The organism is Paenibacillus germinis (assembly GCF_013141785.1).
Classification (GTDB): domain Bacteria; phylum Bacillota; class Bacilli; order Paenibacillales; family NBRC-103111; genus Paenibacillus_E; species Paenibacillus_E phytorum.
Genome location: NZ_WHOC01000133.1, coordinates 223013 through 230636 on the forward strand (window position 1 = coordinate 223013; position 7624 = coordinate 230636).

Genomic DNA, 7624 nt, shown 5'->3' on the forward strand with positions numbered 1-7624 from the left:
TAAGAAAGCTACCTAATCGATATCTTTTTTTAAAGCTAGACTACTGTTTAATTTGAAAAAGTAGCCGATGAGATTGATCGTTGCCCTGATAATCCTATAAAATATAGTCTATTTTCAGAACTGCTAATTCCAAACCTGTGTCTTGGAAATCCACGATCATCTAACGCATTCAATCCCGCCAAAAAAGATAAATTAGGACTGAACCCAGTAGCAAATATGATCGCATCCACGTGCTCTTTCTCCCCATCCCCCCAAACAACACCATCCTCGTACATCGAAATAAACATTGGTCTTTGATTTGGTTTTCCACTCTCCAATAGCTCTTTAAACCCTGCCGAATCAATAACAGTTGTTGGCTCCGGTACAGGACGACCAAACAAAGGAAAAGGGAAGCTTTCGACAACTTGATCCCGCTTATTTTCCGGTATGAGTTGTAAAATCCCTTGGACATAATTCTCCATTGTTTTGGATATGGCTTGATGCTGCTCTTCCCTTCTACCACCAGAATAAGGGCCGGAAGCACGATAGGGGTTCGTACAAAAGTTTAAGACTAACCCCAATAAAAGAAAAAAAAGGCATGGCTAGGTCCTAATATAAAGTCCTAGACTGCCGCTGCACCTAGCTTGTCTTACGAATTGTAAGACAAGCTGTACTCCAACTATAGTTCTCCATTAGTTTAATGACAAACGGCTCCACCTACTCGCTGCTTCTGGCTAGGAGTAGGTGGAGCCATAATTGTAATGGTCTCTTTTCATTTATACAATCAATACAGAAATATATAACATTTTTTTATTCATACAATTTAGGTTCTAGGAAGTCGATCCAGAGCTTTTCTACATTGTTGTTTTTATTAAAATCAGCTTCAAAGACGATTTGAAGCTTTAAGACGTTGGTGACATCAACTTCAATATTAGAAGCATTATCTCCGCCTCTTAAGTTAGAAATAACTTTCAGTTCTTTACCATCACCTATGACTCTAATGGTTCCTGTAGTTTTTGCATTCTTTGAAGCATCATCCATACCTACTATGGCTGTAAGTTTTTTATACTTACCGTTCACATTATAATCAATGGACGCTTTCTTTTCAGAACTTGAAATGTTATAAACTCTTCCACTGATTCCCTTTTGGTAGTTAACTCCTGCAACATTAATAGTGCCTTCTTTTGCGTCTGTCCAAATTTCAGTATTACCCTCTGCATCATACCTTGCGAATTTAAGTGAAGTTAGTTCTGTATGTTTACCATCTTTTTTACCAACCCAAATAGTTTCAGTTTCACCATCCCACGCTACACTTTTGCCCAAAGATTCTCCAATAAACCGCAGAGGAACATATGTGGTGCCATCATAAATAAACCCCTTACCTTCAGTTGGCACTTTGTCTACACCGTCAATTTTGTACTTTAAATTTTTAAAGTATACCTCGATAGATGTTGATGTTGCAGCATAAGCTACTGACCCCGTTAACATAGATGTAACAATACAACCATAAATAAAACCTTTAAATTTCTCTTTCAAAATGTCCACCCCTGATGGTTAATTTTTCTATTGCATGTAATCTTTATTCGACAGAATCTGCTATTATTCCTTCATTGAATAACGTGAGTCCGGCAAAAATATTACGAGAAGAGAACTGGCATCTTCTTCTCACTGAATGATTGGCTGAGCAATATGGTCTCAAGCTGCTGATCGATAGCGGGGATGGGGGCCTTTACCGTAGACCAGGGGATATAAAAAGGGGAAAAGATGCCGCCGATTACTTTACCACAGGGGAATTACTGAAGATGACTTCCCGTTAGCGGATTGAAAGGCTGCAACTCGGCAGCCCTTCTAATGTTGAACTATCAATTCCTCGTTAGTTGAATCCTTTAGTTCATCAAGGACGCCCGTGTATTACGCAGACCATAATATTCGGTTGTGGTGACTTTGTATCCTTCTGATAGTTCCAAACACAATGCTCCAACACAGAATACAATAATAAAAAAAATCCATAGAATTAAATGCCTGACTATGTGCAAATTAACACCACCTATATGAGCTATTCACGTAATAAACGTTGTTTGTCTTCACAAGGTTTACTTCTAAGTCTTCCTCAACCTATTGAACATAACTGCTCGTCACTTGAGTAAAGGACTGCCATACGGTCAGCCCTTCATGTATTGAACTATCATCAAAACCTTTGTGATCTATTCTGTAATTCAACAAACGTCGGTAAGCCAAGTATAGTTTCTAAAGGAAGATCATCAAGCTTTCTATTCATGGCTTCAGTTGTAGATAAGTCTTTAACCAAATAGATTGAGACAAGTGCAGAAATTCTTTTTTACTTATTTACTTTTATAACCTTTAATTTCACATGATCATAATGCGTTACATCCCCAATAACAGAGCCATAGGTAAATTGAATTTCTTTGTTTTTAATTGGTTTTTCAGCGGTATCGTATTTATATGTAGCAATGAGGTTTTCAACTTTGTCGTAGAACGAAAGCTCATATGCAACGCTATAAAGAGTGTCCTTGGGATCGGAACTCACATCAATAGAGAGCAAACCAGCAATGACGGTAGAATCTCCATCAAGAAAAAGGTTAATTAACCCGGCACGAACTTGTGGATTAGTCGAATCGGCCAATACTTCCTTACCCGCAGGAAAATAATTGATTGTAATGGAATTTGTATTATTATTGTTTTCGTAACCGATATCCCCCCCCATGTTTTCGGTAATAAACCGGACTGGTACATAAGCATGTCCATTGTAATTTAACACCTCATATTCTGGATCTACAGGTGTTATACTCCCGTTGATGTAAAAATGAGAAGGAAATAAGTATGTTTGAATATCGTTTGCATAAGCAGCTGTCACACCCGATAAAGTAGCGCCGAGCACGACACCCAAAATAAGTTTTTTCATAAAAAGTCAACTCCCTTATTTAAAAGTCTTTCTGTTAGACAGTCTAATCCGGAAAAATTTCATGTTTATATTTTTTTATCGTATGAATCGACTCTTTGTATTTAATCCAAAATATATTTGATCGATTATTTTATCATGATTCTCATCGATGAGTCGAAGTATTAAGTCACCTTTAACGAAGGCACCCAAAGAGTCATCGTACTTAAATTTATATTGATCTAAAATCGACTTTACCGCGCTAAGTGAATCTCCTATTTTTATTCCTAATACGTTGTCATTTTTATTAGTGGTTATCATATTAACTACTTTATTTTTTAAATCTCCTTGGTTATTAGATGTGATTACATATAATTTCTTTTCTGGGTAATAAGTATATAATCCACATCCAAAACAACCATCAATACTTTGGCCTGTACCTAATGCACTTATTACATCATCTTCGGGCTGAAGTAACTTTACCCCACTTAAGGAGATTTCATCGACGATTTTCAGATCCAGTAAATACATGTCTTCATAAGTTACCGATATGGTTCTAGGGCTCTCTAAATATTCAACTTTTGCTTCCATTGTCTCAGAGAAAAAACGGATTGGAACGTATGCGGAATCTTTATAATTTATTACTTCATACATTGGTCCAAGCTCCTTTTGCTCACCATTAATAATAATTTTTGAAGGAAACAAGTAGGCTTGAACAGTTTCAGAAGCACTAACAATCGTACAGAATGATAATAATAATCCAGCAAAAAGACCTATGGCATATTTCCTCATATTTACACTTCCTGTCCTTACTTTAATTATCAAAAAAGAAGCTTCCGCGAAACTAGCTCATTTACTATCGTTCTCCGTTAGAGAACTGTGACTACTCAAACTATTGGTAACACTTAATCCTCTTTAGCTCTCATAATTCCTGTAATGAAGTCGTGGCAAGTCTAGGCATAAGAAAAACCCATAGTGAGATGGGTTAACGAAACTTCACTTTTATTCAAATATCGTTTTCCGTTTAACGAACCCCAACGTAATCCATAGCATAAAAAATCACCTCCTGCTACAAGTCTAACCATTTTCGGTTGATCTTGAGGTTTATCTTGCACCCTTAGCCACTAACAGATCATAAATTTGTTTCGCAGTTGGTATGCCCATGAAATCGTCAAATCCTTCCAGAAGAGACTTGCCATCTGGACCTGTAACATTAATAGATGCATTCGCATCAAGCAGATACTGAACTGATTTGACAGTTTCCTCAGTATAATTTCTAAATAATGGGTAAATAGCCGAATATAAAACACTACCTCCGTCATCAGTTCTTGCATTTGGATCTGCTCCAAGATCAAGAAACTTTTTTACAACATCAGGATTATTCCTACCTGCAATTATCATTAACGCTGTCCCACCATGCTTAGTAGCAATATTAACGTCAGCATTTTTTTTCAACAAGGAATCTATCATCGTTGGGAAATAAAAACTTGCATACATGAGAGGTGTATAACCTGTTACCTTATCGATCACATCAACATTTGCTTTTGTATTTATAATATATGGATACAGATAGGAGTAAGCATCCTGGTCGTAGTTTAATAAACGCTTCATAAATTCCAAAAGAAGAAGATCAAGTTTTTCCGAAGGCAATTGTGAAAGAGTAGACTGAATTTGTTTTTCATCATGTTGTTTAGCAGAAGCAATAAGATTTTCAAGGTATGACTTAACACCGTCACGTACTTCATTCAATCGAACCTTGACTGTTGTATACCCCGTGGAATTAAATCCAGAGAGTGTCGATTCAAAAGATTGAATCCCCGGCTTAAAATCATCAAAAATGTCTGTAGAACCCAGTATTTTACCATCTTTATCGTAAAATTCAATTGTTATATTTACATAGCTTGTATCTGTTCGATCTACTTTTATATGTCCTTTTAATTTTTCTAAATTAACCTGAATAGGTTCAACTACTAAATCCCCGATGGAAATCGATTTGTCATTTGGATCTTGGATATTGATTTGCCCATAGGCCAACGAAATAACTTGATTTTTTTGGTCGTAACCTACGATAGAACCGGTATTTTCAGCTATATAACGAACTGGTACATACGCGTGACCATCCACATTTAGAATCCGATATTCATCACTCACTTCATGGGTGACACCATTAATATTAATTTTTGCTGGGAAGATCAATGCTTGTATGGTATCTGATGCAATCGCCACGGTAGAGAAACTAGCAATGGCCCCCACAAGTAAACCTGAAATAAATTTTTTCAAACGAATCACTCCCCCTACTATGAGAAATTAGTAAATAATATATTTGGAATCTCCGCATCTCGTTTCCCGTTAGTTCAACCCTTTTCAAAATCTCACTCAATCTTCTTAAATGTCATATAGTGGACGTTTCCATCCTTCCTATCGGCGGAAAAGAACAAAACGTACTCGCCGACCTTGTAAGACATTTCCCAACCTGCTTCTATCATGCTAAGACCCTCATATTTCGGTTGACCTAATGCTTTTTTGACTTCTTCTACAGAATATCTTACTGTCTCTCCGCTCACCCCTATCGCTCCGACAGTTTCGTTTGGACCCGAGAAAAAGTAATTGTAATCAAACCATGCGTAAAAACCGACCTGCCTCTTTCCCATCCGATGAGGTTCACCCCACTTTTGAAACACATCTTCCTTAGCAGATCCAATCCCGAATTCGATACCTAAGAGCTTCCCTTCTGTTGCTGTACTAAGAAAGTCAGCATTCAGCTGTAACTTTTTGCTCAAAGGCGCATCGGAGATTTGGATGGTCTTTGTATCTTCCTTATAATTGACCAAAGCCCCCATATTTTCAGCTACGAAACGAATAGGTACATATGCATGACCTTGGTGATTCAACACTACATATTCACTAGCCTCCACTACTTTGTTTACTCCATTAAATACAAATTTGGCAGGAAACAAATACGCTTGAATTGTGTCTATGGCGTAAACACTAGTTGTCGCGGTTAAACCAATTCCGCATATTAGACCTAAAACAAACTTCTTCATAATTCATCACTCCTATTGTTGAGTTCTAATTAATAAGACGAAACGAACAAGCAAAAGTTTCCATATTTTAACTTTTATTACTTAGACTATTCCACCATACTACTCGTTAATTGAGAAAAAGGCTGCCGATTTGCCGGAAGCCTTTTTCAGGTCGTTTAATGCATTAATTAAGAACCATTAACCAATTAATCCTCTTGCTCTTAAGTCTTCTTTGTTTAGTAATATTCCAGTTTTAGAGTTCATTGCACGGATTATTCCTTGTTCTGTGTATAAAAAAACAGGCTTCATTTTTTTCACACCATTGAGTAAACTGAAATCAAATTTTGTAGAGGACTTTGAGAGATCCGCTATTGGTACCCATTCATCCTCAATAGGAAATCCTAATTTTTGGATATCAGATTTATTGACAAAGATATTATTTTTATAAACCAGCATGGAGAATTCCCCTTTTGGTCTCTGGTACAGTCTAGGGATATCTCCTAGTTTGTATTGCTCTTCAAATGGAAATGGGAAACCAATTCCAAAAACACCTATCGTAAGGTGAGTAGTTAAGTTATCACCAGATAAGGATGCTTTTATATCGTTCCCATCATAAAATCGAATGAGATCAAGAAAATTAATCCATTCCGATAAGTCGGGGGCTTTGGTTAATTCTTGATATTGATTGCTATCGACTTGCTTTTGTTCAAAACTAATTGTTCTCGTTGTATCGTCATAACCAAGCTCGTATCCGAGCAGACCAGCAACTTCTCGCAATGGTAAGTAGGATGTTCCGTCAACTACTAACGGGTTGTTCTTTAGTTCCTTCTCTTCACCATTCACTTTGAACACAAATTTTGCAATGCTTGCTTGTACTGAATCATTGGAAGCCGCTACGGCTGTTGCAGTTAAGCCGATCAACATGCAGATGGAAAGAGTGAGAAGGATTTTCCTCATTTTGTAAGCTCCTTTTTCTCCCAATATACCATAATTAAACATATTTAACTATTAACATAACTCCTTCTATGAACAAAAGAAGCCCGCTGACACCACGCTCTACTGCCCGTTAGCTTAACGTCGCTGCCTAGTCTAGAACTTTATTTTCTCAGTTTATCAAGAGCAAAATTTAAGAAAATCAGATAAAATAAAGGGCTCATCATATTACACATGACTAATATGTGGAACCCTTTATGTTTAACTTTAGGGATTACGAAAAGAACATTGGCTTAAATCCCCAATACTTATTTCCCCGCAGCGAGGTATATGTATGGTGGACATTTTGTCTAAACCATTCCATTAGAATGAAAGTAAAGAGTCGAGTACGATTTGTTGATTGCAGAATATGTGTGAAAATGACAACGCAAATACCTGGATCATTGCTCGAATTGTATCCTCATATTGCAAAAGAATGGGATTATGAAAAGAACTACCCTTTATTGCCTACAGAACCGTTTATGAAGCGGTAGCGCACCCGCCGATAGGTACCCATAAGAAACCCACTCGCATTCTCATAAGAGAAGAACGGAGGTTTCTTTTTGTTGGAAAATTTACTTGCTCATAAGATTTCCCAAATATTGAGTGTGGTGTGACTTCCGTCACATAAGCTTCCTCCCGTTTCTGATAAGCTAATCGGTGTAAGAGAAAATAGCAAATCACCGGATGGAGGATGTATCATGTTTTGTTACCAATGCGAACAAACGCCGAACGGCGGCTGCAAGGTTAT

8 protein-coding genes are annotated in these 7624 nt (G+C 37.2%); 1 reads left to right on the top strand and 7 read right to left on the bottom strand.

All coding sequences use genetic code 11. The features are described from left to right. Positions 1-47 precede the first annotated feature (47 nt). The 7 genes from GC102_RS24540 to GC102_RS24570 all read right to left on the bottom strand — a co-directional run bounded on the left by GC102_RS24540 (position 48) and on the right by GC102_RS24570 (position 6858). The gene (locus GC102_RS24540) at positions 48-461 is read right to left on the bottom strand and encodes an NAD(P)/FAD-dependent oxidoreductase (protein WP_171691815.1); all 414 of its coding nucleotides are present in this window, start codon (positions 459-461) and stop codon (positions 48-50) included. Between the two features lie 328 nt (positions 462-789). Next, a complete protein-coding gene (locus GC102_RS24545) occupies positions 790-1515 on the bottom strand; it encodes an NPCBM/NEW2 domain-containing protein (protein WP_171691816.1) in 726 nt (241 codons plus the stop codon). A gap of 802 nt (positions 1516-2317) precedes the next feature. Further along, positions 2318-2902 (bottom strand): stalk domain-containing protein, encoded by a 585-nt coding sequence (locus tag GC102_RS24550; protein ID WP_171691817.1) that lies wholly within the window; start codon positions 2900-2902, stop codon positions 2318-2320. Between the two features lie 75 nt (positions 2903-2977). Next, positions 2978-3670 (bottom strand): stalk domain-containing protein, encoded by a 693-nt coding sequence (locus GC102_RS24555; RefSeq protein WP_171691818.1) that lies wholly within the window; start codon positions 3668-3670, stop codon positions 2978-2980. A gap of 312 nt (positions 3671-3982) precedes the next feature. After that, entirely contained in the window at positions 3983-5158 is a 1176-nt protein-coding gene (locus tag GC102_RS24560; RefSeq protein WP_171691819.1) for an ankyrin repeat domain-containing protein, read from the bottom strand. A 92-nt stretch (positions 5159-5250) separates the two neighbouring features. Further along, entirely contained in the window at positions 5251-5922 is a 672-nt protein-coding gene (locus tag GC102_RS24565) for a DUF4309 domain-containing protein (protein WP_171691820.1), read from the bottom strand. Between the two features lie 177 nt (positions 5923-6099). Beyond that, the gene (locus tag GC102_RS24570) at positions 6100-6858 is read right to left on the bottom strand and encodes a stalk domain-containing protein (protein WP_171691821.1); all 759 of its coding nucleotides are present in this window, start codon (positions 6856-6858) and stop codon (positions 6100-6102) included. Positions 6859-7091: 233 nt separating this feature from the next. Between GC102_RS24570 and GC102_RS40895 the strand changes: the two genes are divergently transcribed. Then, positions 7092-7367 (top strand): zinc-ribbon domain-containing protein, encoded by a 276-nt coding sequence (locus GC102_RS40895; protein ID WP_446686381.1) that lies wholly within the window; start codon positions 7092-7094, stop codon positions 7365-7367. The last annotated feature ends 257 nt before the right edge of the window (positions 7368-7624 follow it).

Excerpts from the sequence above, each read along its gene's own strand:
- GC102_RS24540 (WP_171691815.1), bottom strand. The coding sequence starts at position 461 with ATGGAGAATTATGTCCAAGGGATTTTACAACTCATACCGGAAAATAAG.
- GC102_RS24550 (WP_171691817.1), bottom strand. The coding sequence starts at position 2,902 with ATGAAAAAACTTATTTTGGGTGTCGTGCTCGGCGCTACTTTATCGGGT.
- GC102_RS24555 (WP_171691818.1), bottom strand. The coding sequence starts at position 3,670 with ATGAGGAAATATGCCATAGGTCTTTTTGCTGGATTATTATTATCATTC.
- GC102_RS24565 (WP_171691820.1), bottom strand. The coding sequence starts at position 5,922 with ATGAAGAAGTTTGTTTTAGGTCTAATATGCGGAATTGGTTTAACCGCG.
- GC102_RS24570 (WP_171691821.1), bottom strand. The coding sequence starts at position 6,858 with ATGAGGAAAATCCTTCTCACTCTTTCCATCTGCATGTTGATCGGCTTA.
- GC102_RS40895 (WP_446686381.1), top strand. The coding sequence starts at position 7,092 with ATGTTTAACTTTAGGGATTACGAAAAGAACATTGGCTTAAATCCCCAA.